General features: G+C 68.5%; 28 protein-coding genes and 1 pseudogene. 14 read left to right on the forward strand and 15 right to left on the reverse strand.

Features of this window, described 5'->3' with window-relative positions; translation table 11 throughout:
• The first annotated feature begins 102 nt into the window (after positions 1-102).
• Entirely contained in the window at positions 103-435 is a 333-nt protein-coding gene (gene trxA / locus ACW173_RS06155; protein ID WP_013077346.1) for a thioredoxin, read from the forward strand.
• Positions 436-514: 79 nt separating this feature from the next.
• Here trxA and ACW173_RS06160 read toward each other — a convergent pair whose 3' ends face one another.
• From ACW173_RS06160 to ACW173_RS06185, 6 genes are all read right to left on the reverse strand, one after another.
• On the reverse strand, positions 515-622 hold the full coding sequence (locus ACW173_RS06160) for a hypothetical protein (protein ID WP_492083984.1): 108 nt from the start codon (positions 620-622) through the stop codon (positions 515-517).
• Between the two features lie 85 nt (positions 623-707).
• Complete coding sequence (locus tag ACW173_RS06165) at positions 708-2,021, reverse strand: bifunctional folylpolyglutamate synthase/dihydrofolate synthase (protein WP_492083985.1); 1,314 nt, start codon at positions 2,019-2,021, stop codon at positions 708-710.
• 8 nt (positions 2,022-2,029) lie between these two features.
• Positions 2,030-2,953, reverse strand: coding sequence for an acetyl-CoA carboxylase carboxyltransferase subunit beta (locus ACW173_RS06170; RefSeq protein ID WP_492083986.1), 924 nt, complete (start codon positions 2,951-2,953; stop codon positions 2,030-2,032).
• Positions 2,954-2,965: 12 nt separating this feature from the next.
• Positions 2,966-3,793 carry a tryptophan synthase subunit alpha gene (gene trpA / locus ACW173_RS06175; RefSeq protein ID WP_454718356.1) on the reverse strand — a complete coding sequence of 276 codons (828 nt, stop codon included), beginning with the start codon at positions 3,791-3,793 and terminating at the stop codon, positions 2,966-2,968.
• A 12-nt stretch (positions 3,794-3,805) separates the two neighbouring features.
• A complete protein-coding gene (gene trpB / locus ACW173_RS06180; RefSeq protein ID WP_492083987.1) occupies positions 3,806-5,026 on the reverse strand; it encodes a tryptophan synthase subunit beta in 1,221 nt (406 codons plus the stop codon).
• 64 nt (positions 5,027-5,090) lie between these two features.
• Positions 5,091-5,750 carry a phosphoribosylanthranilate isomerase gene (locus ACW173_RS06185; RefSeq protein ID WP_492083988.1) on the reverse strand — a complete coding sequence of 220 codons (660 nt, stop codon included), beginning with the start codon at positions 5,748-5,750 and terminating at the stop codon, positions 5,091-5,093.
• A 740-nt stretch (positions 5,751-6,490) separates the two neighbouring features.
• Between ACW173_RS06185 and ACW173_RS06190 the strand changes: the two genes are divergently transcribed.
• Positions 6,491-7,093 carry a YdeI/OmpD-associated family protein gene (locus tag ACW173_RS06190; RefSeq protein WP_492083989.1) on the forward strand — a complete coding sequence of 201 codons (603 nt, stop codon included), beginning with the start codon at positions 6,491-6,493 and terminating at the stop codon, positions 7,091-7,093.
• A gap of 149 nt (positions 7,094-7,242) precedes the next feature.
• Here ACW173_RS06190 and ACW173_RS06195 read toward each other — a convergent pair whose 3' ends face one another.
• Complete coding sequence (locus ACW173_RS06195; protein ID WP_492083990.1) at positions 7,243-9,528, reverse strand: NADP-dependent malic enzyme; 2,286 nt, start codon at positions 9,526-9,528, stop codon at positions 7,243-7,245.
• Between the two features lie 251 nt (positions 9,529-9,779).
• Between ACW173_RS06195 and dapB the strand changes: the two genes are divergently transcribed.
• From dapB to ACW173_RS06235, 8 genes and pseudogenes are all read left to right on the forward strand, one after another.
• The gene (gene dapB, locus ACW173_RS06200; RefSeq protein WP_492083991.1) at positions 9,780-10,553 is read left to right on the forward strand and encodes a 4-hydroxy-tetrahydrodipicolinate reductase; all 774 of its coding nucleotides are present in this window, start codon (positions 9,780-9,782) and stop codon (positions 10,551-10,553) included.
• 52 nt (positions 10,554-10,605) lie between these two features.
• A complete protein-coding gene (locus ACW173_RS06205; RefSeq protein WP_492083992.1) occupies positions 10,606-13,848 on the forward strand; it encodes an intermembrane phospholipid transport protein YdbH family protein in 3,243 nt (1,080 codons plus the stop codon).
• Between the two features lie 32 nt (positions 13,849-13,880).
• Positions 13,881-14,066 (forward strand): YnbE family lipoprotein, encoded by a 186-nt coding sequence (locus ACW173_RS06210; protein WP_454718363.1) that lies wholly within the window; start codon positions 13,881-13,883, stop codon positions 14,064-14,066.
• 13 nt (positions 14,067-14,079) lie between these two features.
• On the forward strand, positions 14,080-14,433 hold the full coding sequence (locus ACW173_RS06215; protein ID WP_492083993.1) for a YdbL family probable chaperone protein: 354 nt from the start codon (positions 14,080-14,082) through the stop codon (positions 14,431-14,433).
• A gap of 58 nt (positions 14,434-14,491) precedes the next feature.
• A complete protein-coding gene (locus ACW173_RS06220) occupies positions 14,492-14,764 on the forward strand; it encodes a type II toxin-antitoxin system ParD family antitoxin (protein WP_492083994.1) in 273 nt (90 codons plus the stop codon).
• The gene (locus tag ACW173_RS06225; RefSeq protein WP_492083995.1) at positions 14,754-14,885 is read left to right on the forward strand and encodes a type II toxin-antitoxin system RelE/ParE family toxin; all 132 of its coding nucleotides are present in this window, start codon (positions 14,754-14,756) and stop codon (positions 14,883-14,885) included. The genes ACW173_RS06220 and ACW173_RS06225 overlap by 11 nt, the downstream gene beginning before the upstream one ends.
• A 24-nt stretch (positions 14,886-14,909) precedes the next feature.
• A pseudogene (locus tag ACW173_RS06230) lies at positions 14,910-15,056 on the forward strand (hypothetical protein); the annotation flags it as partial.
• Between the two features lie 32 nt (positions 15,057-15,088).
• Positions 15,089-15,961: an EamA family transporter gene (locus ACW173_RS06235; protein ID WP_492083996.1), complete on the forward strand. Its 873-nt coding sequence runs from the start codon at positions 15,089-15,091 to the stop codon at positions 15,959-15,961.
• Here the strand turns inward: ACW173_RS06235 and cysQ are convergent.
• Both cysQ and ACW173_RS06245 read right to left on the reverse strand, forming a co-directional pair.
• Positions 15,958-16,743, reverse strand: coding sequence for a 3'(2'),5'-bisphosphate nucleotidase CysQ (cysQ, locus tag ACW173_RS06240; RefSeq protein ID WP_492083997.1), 786 nt, complete (start codon positions 16,741-16,743; stop codon positions 15,958-15,960). The two genes, ACW173_RS06235 and cysQ, sit on opposite strands and share 4 nt — an antisense overlap.
• 3 nt (positions 16,744-16,746) lie before the next feature.
• The gene (locus tag ACW173_RS06245) at positions 16,747-16,932 is read right to left on the reverse strand and encodes a DUF3553 domain-containing protein (RefSeq protein ID WP_492083998.1); all 186 of its coding nucleotides are present in this window, start codon (positions 16,930-16,932) and stop codon (positions 16,747-16,749) included.
• 164 nt (positions 16,933-17,096) lie between these two features.
• Between ACW173_RS06245 and chpT the strand changes: the two genes are divergently transcribed.
• The 3 genes from chpT to ACW173_RS06260 all read left to right on the forward strand — a co-directional run bounded on the left by chpT (position 17,097) and on the right by ACW173_RS06260 (position 19,141).
• Positions 17,097-17,774 carry a histidine phosphotransferase ChpT gene (chpT, locus tag ACW173_RS06250; protein ID WP_492083999.1) on the forward strand — a complete coding sequence of 226 codons (678 nt, stop codon included), beginning with the start codon at positions 17,097-17,099 and terminating at the stop codon, positions 17,772-17,774.
• Between the two features lie 156 nt (positions 17,775-17,930).
• Positions 17,931-18,308 (forward strand): response regulator, encoded by a 378-nt coding sequence (locus ACW173_RS06255; protein ID WP_492084000.1) that lies wholly within the window; start codon positions 17,931-17,933, stop codon positions 18,306-18,308.
• The gene (locus tag ACW173_RS06260) at positions 18,305-19,141 is read left to right on the forward strand and encodes a CheR family methyltransferase (RefSeq protein ID WP_492084001.1); all 837 of its coding nucleotides are present in this window, start codon (positions 18,305-18,307) and stop codon (positions 19,139-19,141) included. The genes ACW173_RS06255 and ACW173_RS06260 overlap by 4 nt, the downstream gene beginning before the upstream one ends.
• On the opposite strand, the gene ACW173_RS06265 is transcribed toward ACW173_RS06260, so the two are convergent.
• The 5 genes from ACW173_RS06265 to nepR all read right to left on the reverse strand — a co-directional run bounded on the left by ACW173_RS06265 (position 19,096) and on the right by nepR (position 23,114).
• Positions 19,096-20,217, reverse strand: a complete 1,122-nt coding sequence (locus ACW173_RS06265) for a hypothetical protein (protein ID WP_492084002.1) — start codon at positions 20,215-20,217, stop codon at positions 19,096-19,098. The two genes, ACW173_RS06260 and ACW173_RS06265, sit on opposite strands and share 46 nt — an antisense overlap.
• A gap of 182 nt (positions 20,218-20,399) precedes the next feature.
• Positions 20,400-20,534, reverse strand: coding sequence for an entericidin A/B family lipoprotein (locus ACW173_RS06270; RefSeq protein ID WP_492084003.1), 135 nt, complete (start codon positions 20,532-20,534; stop codon positions 20,400-20,402).
• Positions 20,535-20,629: 95 nt separating this feature from the next.
• On the reverse strand, positions 20,630-22,324 hold the full coding sequence (gene phyK / locus ACW173_RS06275) for a sensor histidine kinase PhyK (RefSeq protein WP_492084004.1): 1,695 nt from the start codon (positions 22,322-22,324) through the stop codon (positions 20,630-20,632).
• Positions 22,321-22,926 carry a sigma-70 family RNA polymerase sigma factor gene (locus ACW173_RS06280; protein WP_492084005.1) on the reverse strand — a complete coding sequence of 202 codons (606 nt, stop codon included), beginning with the start codon at positions 22,924-22,926 and terminating at the stop codon, positions 22,321-22,323. Before ACW173_RS06280 ends, phyK begins: the two co-directional genes overlap by 4 nt.
• Before the next feature lie 2 nt (positions 22,927-22,928).
• Positions 22,929-23,114, reverse strand: a complete 186-nt coding sequence (nepR, locus tag ACW173_RS06285; RefSeq protein WP_492085926.1) for an anti-sigma T factor NepR — start codon at positions 23,112-23,114, stop codon at positions 22,929-22,931.
• A 233-nt stretch (positions 23,115-23,347) separates the two neighbouring features.
• On the opposite strand from nepR, the gene phyR reads away from it, so the two are divergent.
• Complete coding sequence (gene phyR / locus ACW173_RS06290) at positions 23,348-24,151, forward strand: anti-anti sigma factor/receiver protein PhyR (protein WP_492084006.1); 804 nt, start codon at positions 23,348-23,350, stop codon at positions 24,149-24,151.
• A gap of 237 nt (positions 24,152-24,388) precedes the next feature.
• Here the strand turns inward: phyR and ACW173_RS06295 are convergent, their stop codons facing one another.
• Positions 24,389-24,649, reverse strand: coding sequence for a hypothetical protein (locus ACW173_RS06295; protein WP_492084007.1), 261 nt, complete (start codon positions 24,647-24,649; stop codon positions 24,389-24,391).
• Between the last annotated feature and the right edge of the window lie 273 nt (positions 24,650-24,922).

The following is a 24,922-nucleotide window of genomic DNA, read 5'->3' on the forward strand; positions in this document are numbered from 1 at the left end:
ACGTCCCCCTACATCTTTGTGCAAGAGCCCGGAACGAATCCGGGAACATTGACCTTATCGCGTCCTCCGCGCCGACCGCGTGACGCCAGACTGGAGCAGACCATGAGCACCGTTGTGGTGACCGACGCCACCTTCGAATCCGACGTCCTGAAGGCCAGCAAGCCCGTGCTGGTCGACTTCTGGGCCGAGTGGTGCGGTCCCTGTAAGCAGATCGCCCCGGCCCTGGAGCAGATCTCGGAAGAACTGGCCGACGTCGTGACCGTCGCCAAGGTCAATATCGAGGACAGCCCGACGACCCCGTCGCGCTACGGCGTCCGCGGCATCCCGACCATGATGCTGTTCCGCGATGGCCAGATGACCTCGATGAAGGTCGGCGCCATGCCCAAGCAGAAGATCCTGGAATGGCTGAACGAAGCCGGCGTCCAACCGGCCTAAGCGGCTTTCAGGCTTGAATTGAAGACGCCCGCTCCGGTCTCCGGGGCGGGCGTTTTGCGTTCGAAACCCTTTTGGGGCGTCACTTCTTTCCCGTGACGATGAACGGCGAGACCGAGACCGGCGGGGCTTTCTTCTCGGCCTTCGGTTTGCGGACTTCCTTGTTCGACTTCTTCTGACCCTTGGCCATTGGCGGTTCCTGCCAGGGCGAACGCGCCCGCCGAGGATGTCCGGCCGGCCGAGCCGCCCTATCGGCGTATGGAAGGCTTACCCGCTTAGGCCGGCCAAGTCTCGGGGCTCATCGCCAGGACCTCACCGGCCAGGTACAGCGAGCCGCAGATCAGCACGTGAGGTGTCGGTTCCAGCTTGAGGGCCCGATCCAGGGCGTCTTCCACCGAATCGCAGGCGCAGGCTCGCAGGCCGGCCAGTTCGGCGGCGGCGGCGGTGTCGGCGGCGCTAGCGGCGGCGTGGCCTTCGAAGGTGACCGTGAAGACCTTGGCCGCCACGCCCCGGAAGGCGCCGAAGAAGCCGGTCGCGTCCTTGTTGGCCAGCAGGCCAGAGATCAGCGCCACCGGCCGGTTGTCGCGGGCGGCCAGATCGGCGACGGCGCGGGAGACGGCGCGGCCGGCATGCGGATTGTGGCCGCCGTCCAGCCATAGGTCGGCCCCCGCCGCCTTGGCCCGGTCGGCGAGCGGACCGGCGGTCAGGCGCTGAAAGCGGGCGGGCCAGACCGTGGCGGCTATGCCGCGCCCCATGACGGCTTCGTCGATGCGCGGATCGGCCAAGGTCAGCAGGGCGGCGACGGCCAGGCCGGCATTGGCGAACTGGTGATCGCCGGGCAGCGAAGGCCCGGGCAGGTCGAGCAGACGGTCCTCCATCTGGACCAGCAGCCGGCCGCGCTCGTTCCAGGCGTCGAAGTCGCGGCCCATCAGGGTCAGCGGCACGCGAGCACGCTCGGCGGCGGCCTCGATGACGGTCTCGGCCTCTTCCTGCTGGCGGGCCGAGACGGCGGGCGCGCCGCGCTTGATGATCCCCGCCTTCTCTCCGGCGATCGCCGTCAGGTTATCGCCGAGGAATTCACGGTGATCGATGTCGACCGGCGCGATGACGCTAACCTTGGGCGTGACGACGTTGGTCGCGTCCAGGATCCCGCCCAGGCCGACCTCGACGATGCACAGATCGGCCGGGACCTCGGCGAAGGCGACGAAGGCGGCCGCCGTGGTGATCTCAAAGAAAGTGATCGGCAGGCCGGCATTGGCCTGTTCGACACGGTCCAGCACGTCGGCCAGGTGGTCGTCGGTGATCAGGGATCCGGCCAGCCGGATGCGCTCAGCGAAACGCACCAGGTGCGGCGAGGTGAAGACGTGGACCTTGAGCCCCGCCGCCTCGGCCATGCTGCGCAGATAGGCGACCGTGGAGCCCTTGCCGTTGGTGCCGGCCACGTGGATCACCGGCGGCAGGCGGTCCTGCGGGTCGCCCAAGGCGGCGCACAGCCGCCGCATCCGGTCCAGCGACAGGTCGATCAGCTTGGGATGCAGCGCCTGGAGCCGCGCCAGAGCGGCGTCATGGGCGCGGAGATGGTCGCTCAAAGCAGAGCTCAGGCGGCTTTGCGCTTGCGGCCCATCATGAGCGTGCCCAGCACCGAACCCAGCGTTTCCGGCAGGTCCTTGCGGTGCGTGACGCGGTCGACCATGCCCTTTTCGACCAGATATTCCGAGCGTTGGAAGCCCGGCGGCAGGGTCTCGCGGATGGTCTGCTCGATGACGCGCGGACCGGCGAAGCCGATCAGGGCGCCCGGCTCGGCCAGGTGGATATCGCCGAGCATGGCGTAGGAGGCGGTGACGCCGCCGGTGGTCGGGTCGGTGAGGACCACGACGTAGGGCAGGGCCGCGTCCTTCAGCTCGTTGATCGCCAGGGTCGTGCGGGCCATCTGCATCAGCGACAGCGCGCCTTCCTGCATGCGGGCGCCGCCGGCGGCGGTGAAGGCGATCAGCGGGACTTCACGGGCCACGGCGGCCTGGGCGGCGGCGATGAAGCCCTCGCCCGCGGCCATGCCCAGGGAGCCGCCCATGAAGGCGAAGTCCTGGACCAGCACCACGGCGTCGACACCGCCGACCTTGCCGTAGCCGATGGCCATGGCGTCCGGCTCGCCGGTCGCCTTGCGGGCCGCGATCAGGCGATCCTTGTAAGGCTTGCCGTCCGAGAACTTCAGCGGATCTTCCGGCACGGACGGGGTCGGCAGGGCCTCGAACTCACCGTCGTCGAAGGTGAACTTGAAGCGGGCTTCCGGCCCGATCCGCATGTGACGACCGGCCGGCGTGACCCACAGGGCCGCCTCCAGATCGGAGCGGAAGATCATCTCGCCCGTGTCGGGGCACTTGACCCAGAGGTTCTCGGGCGTCTCGCGCTTGGCGAACGCGCCGCGCACACCCGGTGCGATCCGCGACAGCCAGCCGCCTCGGCGGTCAGTCGCCAATTTCTTGTCGCCCTTCTTCGGGTCCTGGGGTTCAGCCATAGCCATAGCCTTAGAGCCTCACTTCGTCCCGACTCGCGCCGAACGCACAGCCTTAGCCAGCTCCGACGCCTTGAGAAGAACCTTCTCGGTCACGTTTTCGTTCAACTTGGCCGCCGACTCGATTTCATCGACGAGCACGGAGCCCACGACGGCCGCGTCGGCCACGCGGGCCACCTCGGCGGCGCGTTCCGGCGTGCGGATGCCGAAACCGACGGCGACCGGCAGACCCGAAGCCTTGCGGATGCGCTCGACGGCCGGCGCCACCGCGTCGGCATTGGCTTCCTTGACGCCGGTCACGCCGGCGACCGAGACGTAATAGACGAAACCCGAGGTGCGGCGGATCACGGCCGGCAGGCGCTTGTCGTCGGTGGTCGGCGAGGCCAGGCGGATCAGCGACAGGCCTTCGGCCTCCAGAGCGTCCGACAGCGGATCGGCCTCTTCCGGCGGGCAGTCGACGACGATCAGGCCGTCGACGCCGGCGTCATTGGCCTGTTTGGCGAACGTTTCGAAGCCGCGGTTCACCAGCGGATTGAGATAGCCCATCAGGATGATCGGCGTGTCCTGGTCGCCTTCACGGAAGGCGCGGACGATGTCCAGCGTTCCATTCAGGGTCATCTTCTGGGCGAGAGCCCGCTGGCTGGCGCGCTGGATGGTCGGGCCCTCGGCCATCGGGTCCGAGAACGGGAAGCCCAGCTCGATCAGGTCGGCGCCGGCGGCCGGCAGGCCCTTGACGATCTCGAGCGCGGTCGCCGCGTCCGGATCCCCGGCCATGACGTAAGCCACGAAAGCGGCGCGGCCCTCGGCCTTCAGCGCCGCGAAGCGACGGTCGATACGGTCTTTGGTCAAGCGGTCTGTACCCTAGATCGTCCGCCCGAGGGCGTCGGCCACGGTGAAGATGTCCTTGTCGCCCCGACCCGACAGGCAGAGCACGATGACGCCGCCCTCGCCGATCTCCTTGGCCAGTTGCGGCAGCTTGGCGATCGCGTGGGCGCTTTCCAGGGCCGGAATGATGCCCTCGAGCTCGGCGCACAGCTGGAAGGCTTTCAGGGCCTCGTCGTCGGTGCAGGTCAGGTACTGGGCCCGGCCGATGTCGTGCAGGAACGAGTGCTCGGGACCGATGCCCGGATAGTCCAGGCCCGCCGAGATCGAGTGGGCGTCCAGGATCTGGCCGTCCTCGTCCTGCAGCAGGTAGGTCTTGTTGCCGTGCAGCACGCCCGGACGGCCGCCGGTCAGGGACGCGGCGTGCTTGTCGGTCTCCAGGCCGTGGCCCGAGGCCTCGACGCCGTAGATCTTGACGCTCTCGTCGGCCAGGAACGGGTGGAACATGCCGATGGCGTTGCTGCCGCCCCCCACGCAGGCGACGACGGCGTCGGGCAAACGGCCTTCCATCTCCTGGATCTGCTCGCGGGTCTCGGATCCGATCACCGCCTGGAAGTCGCGGACCATGGCCGGATAGGGGTGGGGCCCCGCGGCGGTGCCGATCATGTAGTAGGTGTCTTCGACGTTGGTGACCCAGTCACGCATCGCCTCGTTCATGGCGTCCTTCAGCGTCGCCGCGCCCGAGGTCACCGGTCGCACTTCGGCGCCCAGCAGGTTCATGCGGAAGACGTTGGGCTTCTGCCGGGCGACGTCGACGGCGCCCATATAGACCACGCAGGGCAGGCCGAAGCGGGCCGTGACGGTGGCCGAGGCCACGCCGTGCTGGCCAGCGCCGGTCTCGGCGATGATCCGGGTCTTGCCCATGCGCTGGGCCAGCAGGATCTGGCCCATGCAGTTGTTGATCTTGTGCGCGCCGGTGTGATTCAGCTCTTCACGCTTGAAATAGATCTTCGCGCCGCCGAGGTGCTTGGAGAGACGCTCGGCGAAATAGAGCGGCGAGGGCCGGCCCACATAGTGGGTCAGGTAGCCCCGGAGCTCCTTCTGGAAGCTGGGATCGTTCTTGGCTTCCGTGTAGGCGCGGTCCAGCTCGAGCACGAGCGGCATCAGCGTCTCGGCCACATAGAGGCCGCCGTAGTCGCCGAAGCGGCCCTTGGCGTCCGGATAGGCGGACCAATCGTTAGGCTTCGCGGGAGCGTTCACAGGCTCATCCAAAATTCTGTTCTGGCGCGTGACGGGCGCCGAAACCGGTGTCCACTTTCGGCTGTCACGCTTGCACGCGTTTGACGGCGTCGAGGAACGCCGTGATCAGAGCGGGGTCCTTTAGGCCGGGACCGCGCTCCACGCCAGAAGAAACGTCCACAATGGGGGTTCCGGAGGTCCGAACAGCGTCCGCCACGTTCCACGGATCCAGCCCGCCGGCCAGGAAATGCGGGCGAGAAAATCGCCGTCCGGCCAGCAGTCCCCAGTCGAACCGTGCGCCCGTGCCGCCGGGCAGGGCAGACCCTTCCACGGGCTTGGCGTCGAACATCAGGTGCTCGGCGACCGTGTCGAAGGCGCCTGCCTGGTCGACATCGGCGCTGCTGGAGACCGAGAAGGCCTTGATGACGCCGACACCGGCCCGGGCGGCGATCTCGCGGACCCGCGAGGGCGTCTCCTTGCCGTGCACCTGGATCAGGTCGGGGCGCATGGTGGCCATCAGGCGGTCGATGAGGACGTCGTCGGGATCGACCGTGACGGCCACCGTCTTCACGCCGCGCCCACGGACCGGCTCGATCAACCGCGCGGCGGTTTCGGGCGCGACGTCGCGCGGGCTCTTCTCGAAGAAGACAAAGCCCAGGAATGCCGCCCCGCCGTCGAAGGCGGCTTTTACCGTCTCTGGGGTCGATAGTCCGCAGATCTTGGCCCCAAGGGCTGGAATGCTCATGGTCAGGGGGAGTTACGTGCGAGGAAGCGGGCATGCAAGCCCAGGGATTCTGACAATCGCCCCCTTCCCCCTTGATGGGGGAAGGGTCGAGGATGGAGGTGACCTGCTGAGATGAGGGCCGTGCGCGGCATCGACCGCCGTGTTCACCCCACCCCTGCGCCTCCCCATCGAGGGGAGGGGACGTGTTTTATCGCCCTCGCGCCGTGCGGCCACGAGTGGATGGGGAGGCGACGGAGCGGCCGGGCGAACCCGGAGACCGTGTGGTTGTTTTTGTTTCGGCTCGCTGACCGCTCCGCCAGGCTGTTTTTTCCGTGAGGACGGGAGGCGTGAGCGTATTTCAGCTCGGGTCCCCAAGAGCCCCCGGACGGGCGTGGACCAACTGGATCGGCTCAATCCGTCTCCAGCTCGGCGATCCACGATAGGCGGCTTGTACGATCACCGCCCTGTCGCTCCGCTGCTCGGCCTTGATCCCGACGCCACCCGATCGCCCGCCTATCCCGGAGGATGCGACGACCTTCGGACGACCGGGAACCGCCAGCGGCCCCGCTCAACCTAGCCCCGCCGCCGTATTGGGCCGGATCCAAACGCCCTCCCCCGCGACGGGGATGGCTATGATTGTGCGGCGGTTCTGAACGCGGATCATTGGCGCGGTGATCTTTTTCGGAAGTCGTTGATCCGGCGCGGCTTTGTCTCGAAAAGAACGGGGATACAGCGTCCCCAATCCCCGTCCGAAGGTTCCGATGGCCCCAGTTCACGTCGATCCCGACCGCGTCCACGAATTCGTCGACGCCGAGGCCTTCTATGCCTGGCTGGCCAAGAACCACGACAAGGCCCCGGAGGCCTGGATCAAGATCCACAAGGTCGGTTCGGGCCTGGCCTCGATCAACGCCAAGGAGGCGATCGACGTCGTCCTGTGCTGGGGCTGGATCGACGGGGTGAAGAAGAGCTTCGACGAGAAAAGCTTCCTGCAGCGCTACACGCCGCGCGGCAGGAAGAGCATCTGGAGCCAGATCAATGTCGACAATGTCGCGCGGCTGATCACCGAAGGCCGGATGACGCCGCACGGCCTGCGCGAGGTCGAGGCCGCCAAGGCTGACGGCCGGTGGGACCGCGCCTATGGCAGCGGCCAGGACATGAAGATCCAGGACGACTTCCAGGCGGCGATCGACGCCAGCCCGAAGGCGAAAGAGATGATGGAAACGCTGTCGGCCCAGAACCGCTTCGCCCTGGCGTTCAGGGTGCACAACATGAAGACGGAGGCAGGTCGTAAGAAAAAGATCGCCGACCTGGTCGCCATGCTGGACCGGGGCGAAACGCCTTACCCGCAGAAGAAGAAGGTGTAAGGGCCGGCCGGCGCCGCAAGGGAATGACGCCGGCCGGAGGGCTTACGCGTCGGCTTACTCTTGCCGACAGGACTTAGATGGGAGGCCGCGACCGCCGATAAAGGCGGTGCGGCGCCCTGACACAGAGGGGCGGCGGGGAGGCGCGGAGCCTATTCCGCCGACGCGTCCACCGGTTGGTCGTACGCGGCCATCATGGCCATGTTGAGGATCTTGGAGACCGAGGCCGACAGCGGCGCGATCTGCACCGACTTGGACAGGCCCAGCAGCATCGGGCCGATCACCGTGGCCCCGCCCAGCGACTGCACCAGCTTGGTGGCGATCGAGGCCGAGTGGATGGCCGGCATGATCAGGATGTTGGCGCTGTCGGTCAGGCGCATGAACGGGTAGTTGGCGCGCTTTTCCGGATCCAGCGCCAGCTCGGGCGGCATCTCGCCCTCATACTCGAACTCGACCTCCATCTCGTCGAGCATGGCCACGGCCTCGCGCACCTTCTCCGAGCGCAGGCCCATCGGGTTGCCGAAGGTCGAATAGCTCATGAAGGCCACGCGCGGCTTGAAGCCCAGGCGCTTGACGGCGCGGGCGGCCTCGCAGGCGATCTCGACGATCTCGTCGGCTTCCGGCAGCTCGGTGACGTTGGTGTCGGCCACGAAGATCGTCCGGCCCTTGGCCAGCACCACCGACATGCCCATGATCCGGCCGCCAGGGGCCGGGTCGATGACCCGCAGCACCTCCTCCAGGGCCTGGTCGAAGCTGCGGGTCACGCCGGTGACCATGCCGTCGGCCTCGCCCAGCGCCACCATCGAGGCGGCGAAGCTGTTGCGATCCTGGTTGATCAGGCGCTGGACGTCGCGCTTCAGGTAACCCTGGCGCTGCAGGCGGTGATAGAGCGCGTCGACATAGTCCGGATTGCGGTCGGACAGGCGGGCGTTGATGATCTCCAGGTCGACGACCTCGGGATCCAGGCCCACCAGGCGCATGTTCTCGTGCACCAGGTTCTCGCGGCCGCACAGGATGGCCCGGCCGTAGCCGCCGGTCTGGTAGGCGTAGGCGGCGCGGATGACGCTGGGATCCTCGCCCTCGGCGAACACGATGCGCTTGGGCTTGGCCAGGACCGCGTTGGAGATCTTCTGCAGGAAGCCGGCGGTCGGATCCAGGCGCTGGGCGAGGCCCGCGCGATAGGCGTCCATGTCGGCGATCGGTTTGCGGGCGACGCCCGTGTCCATGGCCGCCTGGGCCACGAACGGCGGCACGTACCAGATCAGGCGCGGATCGAAGGCCGAGGGGATGATGTAGTTGGGGCCGAACTTCAGCTGGCGACCGTGATAGGCGGCGGCGACCTCGTCGGGCACGTCCTCGCGGGCCAGCATGGCCAGGGCCTGGGCGCAGGCGATCTTCATCTCGTGGTTGACGCGACGAGCCCGCACGTCCAGCGCGCCGCGGAAGATGTAGGGGAAGCCCAGGACGTTGTTGACCTGGTTGGGATAGTCGCTGCGGCCCGTGCCCATGATCGCGTCCTTGCGGACCTTGTGCACCTCTTCGGGGGTGATCTCCGGATCGGGATTGGCCATGGCGAAGATGACCGGATTGGGGGCCATCGAGGCGATCATCTCGGGCGTGAAGGCGCCCTTGGCGGAAAGACCCAGCAGCACGTCGGCGCCGGCGACGGCCTCGGCCAGGGTGCGCTTGTCGGTCTTGACCGCGTGGGCGCTCTTCCACTGGTTCATGCCCTCGGTGCGGCCCTGGTAGAGCACGCCCTTGCTGTCGACGGCGATGCAGTTCTCGGGCCGCACGCCCATGGCCTTGATCAGCTCCAGGGAGGCGATGCCCGCCGCGCCAGGGCCGTTCAGCACGACCTTCACGTCCTCCAGCTTCTTGCCGGTGATGTGGCAGGCGTTGATCAGGCCGGCGGCGCAGATGATGGCCGTGCCGTGCTGGTCGTCGTGGAACACCGGGATGTCGAGCAGCTCCTGCAGCTCGGTCTCGATGCGGAAGCACTCGGGGCTCTTGATGTCCTCCAGATTGATGCCGCCGAAGGTGATCCCGATGTTCTTGACCACCGTGATGATCTCGTCGGGATCCTTGGAGCTGACCAGGATGTCGATGCTGTCGACGTCGCCGAAGCGCTTGAAGAGGACCGCCTTGCCTTCCATCACCGGCTTCGAGGCCAGCGCGCCCAGATCACCCAAACCCAGAATGGCGGTGCCGTTCGAGATCACGGCGACCATGTTGCCCTTGGACGTGTATTCGTAGGCAGCGTCCGGATCGGCGGCGATGGCGTGCACGGGAACGGCGACGCCGGGCGAATAGGCCAGCGACAGGTCGCGCTGGGTCGCCATCGGCTTGGTCGGGGTCACCGCCAGCTTCCCGGGCTGGGGGTAACGGTGGAAGGCCAAGGCCTCCTCGTCCGTGAAGGTCTTGCGTTCCGCGTCGCTCATCCGGCGTTTCCCATTCCTGCTGCGCAAGTCGAAGAAGGGGCGCGCCGTCGATGCGAACACGCCCTTATGTGGGGTCACCGTAGCGACGGGCGCGGAGCGTCACAACCGCTCAAGACCTCGAAAGCGCCAGCAAACGCTTGTTGGACTTGGCCTTGCGTCAACCTCGCTGACCTTCGGGAAGGCCGCGTGAGGTTGACCTCGGAGGGCGGAATGGGCGATCTGCGCTTACTGTGAGTCCGTCGGAGCCTGCCTTGTCCCAGCCCGTGAAGATCGCGATCGCCGGCGCCAACGGCCGCATGGGCCAGGCCGTGGCGAAAACATTGGAAGGCCGCGCCGACGCCGTCGCCGCCGCCCGCTTCGAACGTCCGGGCGTCGAAGGCGCTGACCTGGTCTCGCGGGACGAGGCCTTGGCGATCGCCGAGGCGGTGATCGACTTCACCCTGCCGGAAGCCTCGGTGCTGCTGGCCGAGGAGGCCGCCGCGAAGGGTGGGCCGGCCTTGGTCATCGGCTCGACCGGCTTCAGCGACGAACAGCTGGCCCGCATCGACGCCGCCGCGAGCAAGATCGCCATCGTCCGCTCTGGCAACTACTCGCTGGGCGTCAACATGCTGATGGGCCTGGTCCGCCAGGCCGCCGCCGCCCTGCCGGCCGAAGACTGGGACATCGAGGTCTTCGAGGCCCACCACAAGCGCAAGATCGACGCGCCCTCGGGCACGGCCCTGATGCTGGGCGAAGCCGCCGCCGAGGGGCGCGGCGTGGGCCTGGCCCAGGTCGCCGAGCGGGCCCGCGACGGCGTCACCGGAGCCCGCGAGGAGGGCGCGATCGGCTTCTCGGTCGTGCGTGGCGGCGGGATCATCGGCGAGCACAGCGTGATCTTCGCCGGCGAGTCCGAGAGCCTGACCCTGTCGCACTCGGCCATCGACCGGGGCCTGTTCGCCCGCGGGGCCATCGCCGCCGCCGTCTGGGTCAAGGGCAGGCCACCGGGCCTGTACGACATGCAGGACGTGCTGGGTTTTTCGAAGTAGGGATCTAAAGCTTAGCCGGGGGGCTTTTTAAGGCGCTAGACTTCAGGACCTGATGGCCGACCCCGCGACCACCCCCTCGACCGATAAGACAGCGCCTCACGGATCGTGGGACCGCGCGCGCCTGGTCGATCTCGGCCTGGAAGCGCTGTCGCTGTCGATGCTGGCCTTCATCGCCACGGGCTTGGTCGTCTGGTCGGGCCGCCGTGAAATCAGCCGCGAGCTGGCCGAGGCCTGGCTGCGCGACCGCGGCGTCGAGGCCGCCGTCGAGCTGGACGACCTGGACGCCACCGGCTTCACCGGCAAGATCCGTCTGGGCGCGCGCGACAACCCCGTCTTCTCCGCCGACCGGCTTGAAGTGGCCTACGACCTGGCCGCCCCGTGGAATGGCGAAAAGTTCGGCATCCAGACCCGCGCCGTGCGCCTGGTCCGCCCCCGCGTGCTGGCCAGCATCGACGAGAAGGGTCAGGTCCGCTTCGGCGCCCTGCAGCCGCTGATCGACGAGGCGCTGAAGTCGCCGAAGAAACCCAACGTCCCCGGCCCGGCTGTCCTGGTCGAGGACGCGCGTCTGGACCTGATCACCCCCGGCGGCCGCGCCAGGATCACCGGCGACGCCAGCCTGGACGACGGCCAGTTGCTGCGCTTCGACGGCCGCCTGGCGCCGCTGCGCTACGCCGCCCGCGACCTGGTCATCGACAGCAAGGGCGCGACCGTCTCGGCCCGCAAGCGCGGCGGCCGCCTGACGCTCGAGGTCTCGCTGGCCATCGACAGCCTGGAGAGCGAGGCCGCCGACCTGTCCGAGGCCAGGGCCAAGCTGTCGGCCGACCTGCCTTATCCTGACCTGGGCCAACGGACCGCCAGCGGACCGCTGGAAGCGCGCCTCGACCTGCGGGCCGGCGGCGGCCGGGTCGGCGACAACCAGGCGCGGGACCTGGCCGGCGACATCGCCCTGGCCGGACGTCTCGACGGTGGGCTGGAGCGCTTCGCCTTCCTGGGGCGTTCGCACGGCGCCGTGCGCGGCGGACGCCTGTCGGCCCCGGCGCTGGACGCCCGCGAGACCGGCCTGACCTTCGACCTCGACCATGTCACCGCCGGCCGCGCCGACGGCCGCGTCAGCGCCCAGGGCGACGCCCGCGCCGAGCTGCGGGCGGGCCAGGCGGTCGCCGCCGGAACCGCCGTGCGCGACCTGCGCGCCAAGACCGCCTCGCGCGGCCTGGCCATGACCACCGACGGCAAAAGCCCGACGCTGAAGGGCCCGCTGGAGATCGACGCCACGGCCGCGCGCCTGGCCGGCGGCGCCCTGGCCCTGTCCTCGGCGAAACTGAACGCCCGGGGGCGGATCGACCAGGGTCCCGCCGGGCTCATCCTGGCGCTGAACGGCTCGGCCGGGGGCAAGAGCGGCATTTCGGGTCCCGACGCCGAACGCCTGGCGGCCCTGATCCCCAACCCGGCCTATGGCAAGCCGCTGGCCCAGGCCCTGCGGACCTTCACCCTGTCGCTGCCGGCCGTCGGCCTGGACGTCAACGGCGGCCGCGCACGGCTCAAGATGGGCCAGGACGCGCGTCTCTCCGCCCCCAACGGCGTCGTCCTGACGGCCGGTGCATCGCTGGACGCTGGCCCGAACGCCGCGCGCGGGACGTTGCGCGCCGCGCTGTCCGGCGGCGGCCTGCCGGTCGTGAAGGTCTCTGCCCCGAATTGGCAAGCCAACGGCGGGGTGATGACCTCGCCCCTGTCGATCGCCACCGAAAACTTCGACCTGCCGCCGATCGAGGGGGTCACCGGCCAGGTCGACGGCCAGGCTCGCATCGCCGGCGGCCGCTTCACGCTGACCACGGCCAAGTGCGTCCCGATCACCGCCAAGGCCTATGCCTTGGGCGACGCGCCCGTCACCGCCATCAAGGCCCAGCTGTGCCCGGCCAAGGCCCCGCTGGTCACGGCCGGCGCCAACGGCTGGAGCGCGGCCCTGCGCTTCCAGGATGGCGAAGGCGCGCTGGCCGTGGCCGAGGCCAAACTGAGCGACATCAAGGGCGAGGCGACCTTGGGCGGAGCCGGCGGTTTCGATCGCTCGACCGTCCGGGTCGACGGCGCGGCAATCTCCGATGTCGCCGAAAGCCGCCGTTTCAACACCATTCTTGCTAAAGGGCGTCTGGCTCTCGCCAGCGGCCTCTGGAGCGGGACCTTCCAGGGCTCGACGCCGGTCGGCGCGCCGCTGGGCGAGATCCGCCTGCGCCACGTCGTGGCGACCGGCAAGGGCCAGGCCGACATCGACGCCTCCAAGCTGGCTTTCGCCAAGGGCGGACTGCAGCCGGCCGAGCTGTCGCCGATGGCCGCCTTCGCCCAGAGCGCGCAAGGCCCGGCCAGCTTCACCGGCGTCTTCGCCTGGGACGCCCAGGGCGCGACCAGCCGCGGCCGCCTGGTCGTCGACAAGATCGACTTCACCAGCCCGATCGGCTTCGTCGCCACCCTGGACGGGACCGTCGACTTCAACAGCCTGGCGCCGCTGACCACCGCCTCGAACCAGACCCTGAAGATCGTCAAGATCGACAGCCTCGTGCCGCTGACCGCCGTCGAGTCGGTGTTCCAGCTGGGCGCCGAGGCCCTGCACGTATCGAAGGCGACGTTCGAGGCCGCCAAGGGCCGCATCTCGATCGAGCCGACCGACGTGTCCTTCGAGCCTGGCAAGACGATCAGCGGCGTCATCGTCATCGAGCACCTGGACCTGGGCGAGGTGCTGGCCGCCTCGTCCCTGGGCGACAAGGTCAAGGCCCAGGCCGTGGTCGACGGCCGCCTGCCCTTCACCTTCGGCCCCGAGGGCTTGCGTTTCCAGCAGGGCAAGATCCGCGCGATCCAGCCCGGCCGGATCGAATTGTCGCGCGCGGCCCTGACCAATGTCGCGGCCTCGCCCGCCGACAGCCCCAATGACAGCCCCGGCGCACCGCCCGCCGCCCCGGCTCAGGTCAACGCCATCCGGGACTTCGCCTACCAGGCCATGGAAAACCTGGCCTTCGACCAGCTGGAAGCCGGCGTGAACAGCACCGATAAGGGGCGCCTGGGCATTCTCTTCCACATCAAGGGCGAGCACGACCCGAAAGTCGCTGAAAAGGCTCGGGTCGGGATCCTGGACCTGCTGCGCGGGCGGGCCTTCGACAAACGTATCGCCCTTCCGGCCAAGACGCCGGTCGATCTGACCCTCGACACGTCGCTGAACTTCGACGAGCTTCTGGCGGCCTGGCGCCGCTCGTTCGCCGAGGAAGAAGCGACGGCCACCCAACCTCGTTCAGGTCCGGTTCAACCGTGACCGATCATCCTGAATACGAACTGGAGAAACGCATGAGAAAGCGCGCCCTCTTGATGGGCTTTATCGCGACGGCGGCGCTCGGCGCGGCCGCCTGCACGCCCACCGTCCGCGTGAAGGTCGACCCGATCAACATCTACGCCAAGCTGGACGCCGACGTGCGCGTGCGACTGGACAAGGAAGTCCAGTCGCTGATCCAGCAGAACCCCAACCTGTTCTAGGAGGAGAACCGACATGATCCGCAAGACGATGACGGTTCTGGCGATGGGCCTCTCCCTCGCCGCCGTGTCCGCCCCCGCCTTCGCCCAGTCGGCCGCCGCCAAGGCCGCCGTCGACGCCGCCAAGTCGGCTGGCACGGTCGGCGAGCAGGCCGACGGCTATCTGGGCATCGTGGCCGGCGGCGACGCCGGGCTGCGCTCGGCCGTGGCCGAGATCAACACCGGCCGCGCCGCCGCCTACAAGGACATCGCCGCCAAGACCGGCGTGACGCCCGAAGCCGCCGGCCAGGCCACCGCCAAGCAGCTCTACAGCCGCCTGGCGCCGGGTCAGTTCTGGAAGCCGCTGGATGGCGGCTGGGTGAAGAAGTAGCGATTTCACGGGGTTAGTCGGTATAGTCGCCTAACCCCGTGGCAAGCTTTGGCAAAGTATGCCATTATTCGGCCAGAGGTGCGCCATGGCCACGATGAACGTCTCCCTTCCCGCCGCAATGAAGGAATGGGTCGAGGAACAGACCGAAACCGGTCGCTACAGCAATGCCAGCGACTATGTCCGCGACCTGATCCGACGCGATCAGGAACGCACCGACAAGATCGCGACCTTGCAACGCCTCGTAGACGAAGCCGAAGACAGCGGCCCGAGCACCAAGTCCATGAGCGAGATCCTGGCCGAGGCACGCCGCAAGGTCGGTCGTGGCGTATAGGCTCAGCGGAAAGGCCGAAGAAGACATCATCCAGATCTACGTCACGGGCGTGGAGATGTTCGGCGTCGATCAGGCTGAGCGCTATCATGAAGGTCTCGAACGCACCTTCGAGCTTCTCTAGGATTTTCCATTCACGGCGCCGGAGCGCGGTGAACTGGAACGCGGCTCACGCGTCCATCCCTATCGCAGCCAGATCATTCTCTATCGCGTCGACGGTCCGGACATCTTCATCCAGCGCGTCCGCCACGCGAGCGAAGATTGGGTCGGGCAACCCCACGACGCGCCCAGCTAGCGCGCACCCTCGCCGCCCCCTAAAAGCGGCCCATGCCCGCCTCCCGCCCGCACCTGCTGCCCTACGCCGCCCTGTTCGGGGCCATCGTCACGCTGTGCGTTGGTACGTCGTTCGCCAAGAGCCTGTTTCCGCTGGTCGGGGCGCAGGGGGTCGCCGCTTATCGGGTGTTCTTCGCGGCGCTGATCCTGCTGATCATTTGGCGGCCGTGGCGGCATCCGATCGCGCGCGCTGACCTCTCCAAGGTCGCCCTGTACGGCGCCTCCGTCGGCCTGATGAACCTGGTGTTCTATCTGGCCCTGCGCACCATTCCGCTGGGCCTGGCCATCGCTATCGAGTTCTGCGGCCCGCTGGCCCTGGCCGTGGCCAGCTCGCGCAAGCTGATCCACTTCGTCTGGATCGGCCTGGCGGTGCTGGGCCTTGGCCTGCTGCTGCCGATCCACTCCGGCGCGGCGCACCTGGACCCGGTCGGGGTCGGGTTCGCCTGCGCGGCGGCGGTGCTGTGGGCGCTGTACATCATCCTGGGCAAGCGGATCGGCCACCTGCACGCGGGCCGTTCGGTGGCGCTGGGCATGACCACGGCGGCGCTGATCGTCACGCCGGTCGGCCTGTTCACGGCGGGCGCGGCGCTGTTCCAGCCCAAGCTGATCGTGCTGGGCCTGATCGTGGCGGTGCTGTCCAGCGCCATCCCCTATTCGCTGGAAATGATCGCCCTGCGCGGCATCCCCAAGCGCAGCTTCGGCGTCATGCTGAGCGCCGAGCCAGCCGTCGGAGCGCTGGCGGGCCTCGTCATCCTGCACGAGCGCCTGGCCGTCACCCAGTGGCTGGCCATTGTCGCGATCGTGGCGGCCTCGGTCGGGACCATCCTGACGACGCCGCCGGAAAAGGCCCCCGAGGCCGCGCCCTAGCCGCGCGCCACGAACCAGCCGTTGCGGAAAGCCTGGTCGGCCTTGCCGTAGGTGAAGGGCGAGCCGTCCGGCTGGGTGAAGCGCCCACCGGCGGCGACCAGCACCGCGTGGGCGGCGGCGGTGTCCCACTCCGACGTCGGGCCATGGCGCGGATAGATGTCGGCCGAGCCCTCGGCGATGCGGCACATCTTGATCGAGCTATCCATGGGCGCGCGCAGGTCGAAGCCGTATTCGGCGGCCAGCTCGGCGGCCTTTTCCTCGCCCATGGTGTGGCTGACAAGGCCCAGCGCCTGGCCGGTCGGCCAGGGACGCACGCGGGCCGGAACCTCGGCGCCATCGACGCCGGTGCGCTTGACCGCGCCGGCGGCCGTCGTGAACCAGACCTCACCCGTGGCCGGGGCGCAGACCGCGCCAGCGACGGGCACGCCATTGTCGATCAGGCCGATATTGACCGTGAAGTTGGGATCGCCGCGCACGAAGGCCTTGGTGCCGTCGACCGGATCGACCAGGAAAAACCGCGGCCCCACCGCGTCCGGCGCGCCGAACTCGCTGGCGTGCTCCTCGGAGATCACCGTGACGTCCGGATAAAGCTCCGCCAGGCGCTCCAGGATCAGGCGCTCGCCGGCGCGGTCGGCCTCGGTGACCGGGCTTTCGTCGGCCTTCTGGGCCACGGCCAGTTCGGTTTTCCAGAACGGCAGGATGACCGCCGCCGCTTCCTCGGTGATTTTCGCGAGGGCGCGACCCCAGTCAGCAAGATCTTGGGCGGCGAGGTTCTCGATCATGTTCTATTGTCCCCGGGGGTCGTCGCCGACGAAGACCAGGGAGACGCGCGTCGCGTCGATGGTCTGCTTGCCGGCCTCTTCGAAATTGACGGTCACGCGATGGCCGATCACCGACTGCACCTGGCCCAGGCCCCAGTCGGGCTGGCCAGGATGGCGCACGAGCACGCCGGGTTCGAGAAACGGATCCATGACGCGCTCCCTGTAGCGCTCGCCGGGTCCCGTGGAAATTGGCTTCCGCCGAATGAGTCGGATTTTCCGCCGGGGCGTTATCCAACCCATGGCGGGCCGCGCCGAGGGCCTTCCGCTCACGGCCCGGTTTGCCAAAATCTCAAATCACGGCAGAGTTCGCCGCCATGACCGACACCGTTTCCGAGACCCCCGCGCCCGCGTCCCCCGAAACGGACGTCCAAGGCCCCGACTTCGCCGCCATGCTGGCCGCGCGCCTGTGCCATGACTTCATCAGCCCGGCCAGCGCCATCGTCTCGGGCCTGGACCTGCTGGACGATCCGGCCGCCCAGGACATGCGCGACGACGCCATGGGCCTGATCGCCTCGTCGGCCCGCAAGCTGGCCGACCTGCTGCAATTCACCCGCGTGGCCTTCGGCGCCTCGGCCTCGGCCGAGAACTTCGACTCCCGCGAGCTGGAAAAGCTGGCCCAGGGCGTCTTCGCTCATGTGCGCCCCAGCCTGGATTGGCAGATCGAGCCGCAGGCGATGAACAAGCCGTCGTCGCGCGCCATCCTCAACATCGCCCAGATCGCCGCCAGCGCCCTCCCGGCCGGCGGCGTGGCCACGGTCAAGGGCGTCGCGGCCGATGGCCGGTTCTCGATCATCGCCGACTCGGTCGGCCCCCGCGCGCGCCTGCGTCCGGAGGTTCTGGCCGGCCTGCGCGGCGAGCCCCTGGCCGAAGGGCTTGGCGGTCCGTGGGTGCAGGCGGCCTATCTGAACGCCCTGGTCCGCGCGGCCGGCGGCCAGATCGCCGTCGAGATCGGCGAAGAGCGGGCCAGCATCGCCGCCTGGGTGCCCGCCTAAGCTCTTTCCTTGTCGCGTGGCGGGCGCCGGAACCGGCGACCGCTTTCGGCCGCCACGCTCCGTAAGCTTCACCGCAAAGTTTACATTTGCCGCACCCCGATCCGGGTTGAGGCAAACCGCTCCTTAACCAGACCGCTCGCACCATGGCGGTCTGAATTGGAGCATGCCGTGAAGACCTGTCTGGTGGTCGACGACAGCCGGGTGATCCGCAAGGTCGCCCGCCGAGTCCTCGAGGACATCGGCTTCGAGATCGCCGAGGCCGCCGATGGCATGGAGGCCCTGGCGTGGTGCCGCGCGGCCATGCCCGACGCGGTGCTGCTCGACTGGAATATGCCGGTGATGAACGGCATCGAATTCCTGCGCCAGCTGCGCGGCGAGCCCGGCGGCGATGCGCCCAAGGTGATCTTCTGCACGGTCGAGAACAGCGTCGACCACATCCGCACGGCTCTGGAGGCCGGGGCGGACGAGTACATCATGAAGCCTTTCGACGGCGACATCATCGAGGCGAAGTTCGCCGAGGCGGGGCTGCTGTGACGCCCGAGGACATGGACCTGCTGGCCGCCCTGGCCCGCGCCCGCGCCGGCGTGCGGGTCGAGACCGAGAAGCCTTACTTGGTCGAAAGCCGTCTCTCGCCGCTGGCTCGCCGCGAGGGCTACGACTCGATCGACGCCCTGATCGCGGCCCTGCGCGCCAACCGCGAGGAGCGCCTGATCTGGGCCGTGGTCGAGGCCCTGTGCCGCAGCGAGACCACCTTCTTTCGCGGCCGCGAGGCCTTCGCTCAGCTGCGCGACGACGTGTTGCCGGCCCTGTCGCAGCGCCGCCGCGAAGCGCCGATCCGCATCTGGAGCGCCGCCTGCGCCACGGGCCAGGAGGTGTATTCGATCGCCATGGCCGCCAACGAGGCGACCGGCCTGGCGACCGGCGCCCGCTTCGAATTCTTCGGCTCCGACCTGTCCGAGCGCTCGCTGGAGAAGGCGCAGGCCGGCATCTACACCCAGTTCGAGATCCAGCGCGGCCTGCCGATCCGCCTGCTGGTCAAGTATTTCGAGAACCACGACGACACCTGGGCGATCTCGCCGCGCATTCGCCAGGTGGTGCGCTGGAAGCGGATCAACCTGCTGGCCGACCTTTCGGTGATGGGCCGCTTCGACGTCATCCTGTTGCGCGGCGTGCTGCGCGGCATGGACGCTACGCTACGGGCGAAAGTGGTTCAGGCGCTGGTCGCCCTGCTGCCCGAAGACGGCGTGCTGGTGCTGGATCCTGAAGACGACGCCAGTGTGATGGACGACCTGCTGGTCGCCGCGCCGGGCAATTCCGGGATCTATCTGCGCGATCCGTCCGTGCGGGTCGCCGCGGCCGCCGCATAGGCTTTCGCCGGCGCGCGGGCCACCGCCGCCCCGCCGAACAGGCCGCCGACGGCCTCCCCGATCTTGCTCGCCGCCCCCACCGGCGCCCGCGTCACCGCCGCGAAGGCCGGGGCCAGCTTGCGGAACAGCATCGGATGGGCCTCCTGGCCGACGATCGCGCCGTGCAAATCCATCAGGTCGACGACTTCGCGCGCGGCCTTGCGCCACCGCACCGGCGGGACGATGCCGTGCGGAGCCGGGGCGCGGCAGTCGGAGAAGTCCGGCCTCAGGCCGCAACCCGCCTCGATCGCCGCCTCGATCTCGCGGGCATAGGCCTGGTCACGGGCCAGGCGGTCGACATCGACCACCAGGTCGGCCTCGGGCAGAGCCTTCAGATACGAGCGAAGCCACACCGCCAGGAAGGCCTGGAACGAGACGCTGGCCGGGGCGCGCTTCAGCCGGCGACGAACCGCCGCCAGGCGCTGGTCCAGGGTTCCACCACCGTCGAAGTCCCGCCCCAGAAGGACGCGCGACACGTCTCGCCCGCCAGCCATCTCCGACAGCAGCACATAGTGGCAGAGCTCGAAATAGGTTGGCCTGGGCCGCCTGCGCAGCGAATAGAATGACAACCATTGCTGCACCGGGTCGCGGACCAGCATGACGTGGAAACCGCCGAACCGGCGCTTGAGCCAGCCCGCCCGGCCCAAGCTGCGGCAGCAGGCGAAGATCGGCGTCTCGCCCCGCGCGCGCGCCGCGCGCACCAGACCCTCGACATAGGCCTGCTGGGCCAGGTCGCTGGCCTCGGGCTCGATCCAGAAGCGGTCCAGGGCGAAGCTCGCATCGAAGCCCGCCACGCCGCCGGCCGGATCCAGGACGACCTCGAATTCCTTGAGATAGGGCTCGGTCCCGCCCGGATGGCGCAGGCCGCTGTTGTCGGGGGTCTCGGTGTTGATCGTCTCGGCGGTCACCCGCGCCAGCTGTTCATGCCAGGGCTCGTAATAGGCGCGGACGCCCGCCAAGGCCCGGAAGCGATGCCAGACATAGGTGCTGGAGCAACGCCAGCCGCTATGCACGAAGATGGTGTTGCTGGCGGCCAAGCTCCCGGATCTCCTCGACGAACAAGCCGAGTTTGATCGGGCAGTTTTTCAGCCCGATGGCGGCGGACCGCCCTAAGGTTGCGATGAAGAAACACTTCGCCAGCTGTCGCAAGAATGCTCTGGAAAGACAAAAGGCCCGCCGGCGGAACCGGCGGGCCTCTGATCCGTAAGGGTTTTAGGCCTTACTTGACGTCGTTGGCGGTGTCGCTGACGGCCTTGCCGGCCGACGAGACGTCCTTGCCGGCGCCTTCGACGGTGTTGCAGGCCGCGACCGACAGGGACGCGAGGGCGGCAGCGATAATCACGAGCTTGCGCATGGTCTTCTCCGCTAATGCGCCCCGGGGAAGGGGAGGTAAGGGGCGTGTGAATAAGTGCCCCCAGAGAACGCCAGCAGCGAAGCTCGGTTCCGGATTCAAACTCGCGGCGTCACGGCCTGCGGCGTCGGGAAGATCAGGCGCACCGTCAGGCCGCGCGGCGCGTGGCTTTCGAAGCTGACCTTGCCGCGCAGCTGGCGCGCGAAGGCGGTCATCAGGGTTCGGCCGACCCCGCCGCCCAGGCCTTCGGCCACGCCGGGACCATCGTCGCTGATCGACAGCTCGGCTTCTTCGCCGCGCACGTGGAAACCGACCTCCAGCGTCCCGCCATGGGGTCCGAAGGCGTGTTTCTGGGCGTTGGTGATGGCCTCGACCGCGAACAGGGCGATCGGCGCCAGCCGGTCGGGATCGATGACCAGCGGATCGGCGTGCACCTCGGTCCGCACCAGCGACGAGGTCGACATGTCGTTGGCCAGCAGCTGGGCGGTCAGCTCCTCCAGGAACGGCCTCAGGTCCACCCGTTTCAGGTCCGGTCCCTGGTAGAGGGCGCGATAGATCTGGGCCAGGGCGGTGATGCGCTGGCGGGTATCGTTCATCGCCGCCTTGGCCGCCGGATCGGCCAGCGCCCGCTGCTGCATGTTGAGCAGCGAGGTGATGATCTGCAGGTTGTTCTTCACCCGGTGATGGATCTCGCGCATCAGCGCGTCCTTCTCGGCCAGGCTGTCCATCAGCGAAGCGTCGCGAGTGACGATGGTGCCGGCCATGGCGTCCAGGGTGGCGGCCAGTTCGCGGATCTCGGGCGGCGCGCGCTCGGCCTGCAAGGGCCGCACGGTGAAGCGGCCGCGGGCGTAGATGGCCGCCACGCGCTGCAGATAGACGATCCAGCGCACCACGCCCCGCTCGGCCACATAAAGCACGGCGGCCAGGGCGAAGGCGAAGGCCAGCAGCGGCAGCAGCATCCGCGAGATCGGGCTCAGCGAGGCCCAGGACCACAGGCCCGGGGCCGGCGCGGACAGCACCACGAAGACGTCGTCGTCGACCAGCGGCGCGGCCGAATAGGTGCGCGCGCGCTTCTGGGCGTCGCGGCCGTTCCACAAGGCCGAGCGATTCTTGGTCGCTTCCTGGCGCCAGCGGGCCGCGACCGATTCGAAGGCCCGCGGGTCGGTGGCGGCGAACACGTTGCCATTGCTGTCGGCGAGGGCCACCTCGGCCCCGTCGGGCATGATGCGACTGGCGGTTTCCAACTTGAGATCGGTCAGGGTCAGGACCGCGGCCATGGCCCCTTCGAATTTGTCGGGCGTGCCCGCGCGCTTCGCCGCCAGCACCGCCGGCTCGTTGGCGTAGACCGCGCCCGGGGCGCTGGCCACCACGGTCGAATCGCCATCGCGCAGCGCCTGGAACCACGACCGCTCGCCGCGCTGGGCGTCATAGGGCGTGGTGGCGGCCGCGCAGGCCACCCGGCCTCGGCTGTCGAAGCGGATCAGGTTCGCATAACCCGTCAGGCGGGCGCGCACGTCGGCCAACCGCTGGGCGCACTCCAGCCCCACGGAGCCTGGGGCCAGGGTCTGCAGCAGCACGCTGGCGGATTCGATGCGGGCGCGGGCGAGCGTGGCGCTGTGTCTGGCGGCCAGCTCCAGGCTCTGGCGGCGCGCGTCGGCCTCCGCCCGGAAGGCGAAGATCGACTGCGCGGCGCCGAGCAGCAGCACGGGCAGCAAGGCCACGAACAGCGCGACGGCCAGGCGGACGCGGATGGAGGTTACGGCCTGCGCGGCGCGGCCGGCGAGGGCGTTCACCGTAGAGAGCTCAACCGCTCCGCGTCGGCCAGGATCGCGTGCATGGCGTCGCCGGCGGAGGCGCCGTCTCGGTCATAGGCGCCCGCTTCCAGGATGGCCTGCAATGCCCGGCGAGCCCGGCTGACCCGGCTCTTCACCGTGCCGACGGCGCAGCCGCAGATATCGGCCGCCTCCTCGTAGGCGAAGCCGCCGGCCCCGACCAGGATCAGGGCTTCGCGCTGTTCGGCCGGCAGCATGGCCAGGCCCAGGCGCAGCTCGTCCAGGGCCACCGGGGCCTCCGGATCGTCGACCGCCACCAGCGTCCGCTCGGCGGCTTCCTGGTCCAGCTGGCTCTGGCGCCAGCTGCGGCGCTTCTCGGAATAGAACTGGTTGCGCAGGATCATGAAGGTCCAGGCCTTCATGTTGGTGCCCAGCTGGAAGCTGGCCCGCGCGTCCCACGCCTTCATCATGGCGTCCTGCGCCAGATCGTCGGCGGCGGTAGGGTCACCGGTCAGCGTGCGGGCGAAGGCGCGCAGATGCGGAATCAGCGTGACCAGTTCGCGTTTGAAGGCGACGTCACGGACGGGGTCGGGCGGCGAGCGGCCGACTTGCGGTTCGCTCATGCTCAGCGCTCTCCCTTCGGAGGCTCGGCCTTGCGAAGAATATCGAGGAATTCGTCGGGCACCGCCTCGTTGACGACCTCATCGAACATCTGACGCAGTTTCACGCCGATGGCCTGCTGACGCAGACGCGCTTCATCCAGCGCCGCGGCGCTCTTGCGTTTATCTTCCATGGGTACGTGTTCGATCATGTCCTCGACACCGAACTGCATTTGCATCGGCGTCCGCCCCCTTTGGCCGAATGTCTTTCCGCCAAACGACAACGTGGTTTTCCGTGCCCGGTTCCATAAGCTTGGGCGTAAGATGTCAAAATTCCGTCGTTCGCGGAACCGCTCAGTTGAGGGGGCGTTATCGGACTTCGACGGAACGGCTTAGCTTTGCCGTTCGTTTTGTTGTTTTCGAAGACACCGCATCGGGAGGGGTCATGAGTCTTCTAGCTCGGCTGGCGCCGCATCTGCCTTACATCCGCCGCTACGCCCGCGCCCTCACCGGCGACCAGCAGACCGGCGATCATTATGTCCGCGTGGCCCTTGAGGCCCTGGCGGCCGGTGAGCGCTCGCTGGACGCCGATCTGTCGCCGCGCGTGGCGCTGTATCGTGTGTTCCACGCCATCTGGCTCAGCTCCGGCGCCCAGCTGGAAGCCCGCCGCGAAGACGGCGCGATCGAGGGCACGGATGCTTCGCAGCGCCTGATGCGCATCGCTCCGCGGTCTCGCCAGGCATTCCTGCTGACCGCGCTGGAAGGGTTCACGCCGACCGAAGCGGCCCAGATCCTGGACTGCGACTTCGGCGAGGTGGAACGCCTGATTTCCGACGCCCAGGCCGAGATCGACGCCGAGCTCGCCACCCAGGTCCTGATCATCGAGGACGAGCCGGTCATCGCCGCCGACATCGAGGCGCTGGTCAAGGAACTGGGTCACGATGTGATCGACATCGCCGCCACCCGAGGCGAGGCTGTCGACGCGGTCGCCCGCAACACCCCCGGCCTCGTGCTGGCCGACATCCAGCTGGCCGACGGCTCGTCGGGCATCGACGCGGTCAAGGACATCCTCGGCCGGATGGACGTGCCGGTGATCTTCATCACCGCCTTCCCCGAGCGCCTGCTGACCGGCGAGCGCCCGGAGCCGACCTTCCTGATCACCAAGCCCTTCCAGCCGGAAACGGTGAAGGCGGCGATCGGCCAGGCCCTGTTCTTCCACCCGCGCCGGACCCAGACCAAGGCGGCGTAGGGTTTAGCGACTTCCCGAGACGCGAAGCGGCCTTCCGAAAGGGAGGCCGTTTTTCTTTTGTCCCTTCTCCCCTTGCGGGAGAAGGTGGCGACGAAGTCGGCGGATGAGGGGTCGCACAAACGAAAACCGCCGCGACGGCGGCTAGGCGCGTCGCGGCGGTTTCTGCTTTCAACCCCTCACCCGACCCTGGCTTCGCCAGGGCCACCCTCTCCCGCAAGGGGAGAGGGAAGAGGCCCCTTAAGGCGTCTGGCGGGCCGGCTGCTGCGGCGTGTCATACCGTTGGGCCTCCGCCGGAGTCTTCGCCCCGTTGTTGACCTCGACCGAAGCCAGGTCGTTGGAGCGATACGTCCAGGCGCCGAACAGGGCGATGGCGGCCAGGACGGTCGAGACGATCAGCACCCAGAACACGTGCTTGCCCCAACGGCCCTGACGGGCGCGGGTGGCGTTCAGCCTGGGCGCGTGTTCAGGCGTGGCGTTGTGATGAATGTCGGCGGGCATGATCTCATACCTCCTATGGCGTCCACATGGCGGCGGCGCTCGCACGCTCACGGTCGTTGAACGCCTGGACCATCCCGGCCGAGACGCCGACCGCCACGATCACGGCCAAGGCCATGATCCGCGAACGCATCCTTTTTTGACGCTGACTCAGCGTCGAGACAAAAACCGTACCGCCATGTTCGGCCACATATGTCCGGATCACGACGTTGCTCCCCTGCCCCGGCGGACACCATGTCCGCCTGGGATTCCAACGTCCCGCGGCCTTGGCCGTTC

This window comes from Caulobacter sp. ALps2 (genome assembly GCF_058681635.1).

Coding starts and splice junctions, on each gene's coding strand:
- ACW173_RS06235 (WP_492083996.1), top strand. CDS start 15,089: ATGCCCGCCTCCCGCCCGCACCTGCTGCCCTACGCCGCCCTGTTCGGG.
- trxA (WP_013077346.1), top strand. CDS start 103: ATGAGCACCGTTGTGGTGACCGACGCCACCTTCGAATCCGACGTCCTG.
- ACW173_RS06220 (WP_492083994.1), top strand. CDS start 14,492: ATGCCATTATTCGGCCAGAGGTGCGCCATGGCCACGATGAACGTCTCC.
- ACW173_RS06210 (WP_454718363.1), top strand. CDS start 13,881: ATGAGAAAGCGCGCCCTCTTGATGGGCTTTATCGCGACGGCGGCGCTC.
- ACW173_RS06295 (WP_492084007.1), bottom strand. CDS start 24,649: ATGCCCGCCGACATTCATCACAACGCCACGCCTGAACACGCGCCCAGG.
- chpT (WP_492083999.1), top strand. CDS start 17,097: ATGACCGACACCGTTTCCGAGACCCCCGCGCCCGCGTCCCCCGAAACG.
- ACW173_RS06160 (WP_492083984.1), bottom strand. CDS start 622: ATGGCCAAGGGTCAGAAGAAGTCGAACAAGGAAGTCCGCAAACCGAAG.
- ACW173_RS06270 (WP_492084003.1), bottom strand. CDS start 20,534: ATGCGCAAGCTCGTGATTATCGCTGCCGCCCTCGCGTCCCTGTCGGTC.
- ACW173_RS06195 (WP_492083990.1), bottom strand. CDS start 9,528: ATGAGCGACGCGGAACGCAAGACCTTCACGGACGAGGAGGCCTTGGCC.
- ACW173_RS06215 (WP_492083993.1), top strand. CDS start 14,080: ATGATCCGCAAGACGATGACGGTTCTGGCGATGGGCCTCTCCCTCGCC.
- ACW173_RS06190 (WP_492083989.1), top strand. CDS start 6,491: ATGGCCCCAGTTCACGTCGATCCCGACCGCGTCCACGAATTCGTCGAC.
- cysQ (WP_492083997.1), bottom strand. CDS start 16,743: ATGATCGAGAACCTCGCCGCCCAAGATCTTGCTGACTGGGGTCGCGCC.
- ACW173_RS06280 (WP_492084005.1), bottom strand. CDS start 22,926: ATGAGCGAACCGCAAGTCGGCCGCTCGCCGCCCGACCCCGTCCGTGAC.
- ACW173_RS06170 (WP_492083986.1), bottom strand. CDS start 2,953: ATGGCTATGGCTGAACCCCAGGACCCGAAGAAGGGCGACAAGAAATTG.
- ACW173_RS06245 (WP_492083998.1), bottom strand. CDS start 16,932: ATGGATCCGTTTCTCGAACCCGGCGTGCTCGTGCGCCATCCTGGCCAG.
- ACW173_RS06205 (WP_492083992.1), top strand. CDS start 10,606: ATGGCCGACCCCGCGACCACCCCCTCGACCGATAAGACAGCGCCTCAC.
- phyR (WP_492084006.1), top strand. CDS start 23,348: ATGAGTCTTCTAGCTCGGCTGGCGCCGCATCTGCCTTACATCCGCCGC.
- ACW173_RS06185 (WP_492083988.1), bottom strand. CDS start 5,750: ATGAGCATTCCAGCCCTTGGGGCCAAGATCTGCGGACTATCGACCCCA.
- nepR (WP_492085926.1), bottom strand. CDS start 23,114: ATGATCGAACACGTACCCATGGAAGATAAACGCAAGAGCGCCGCGGCG.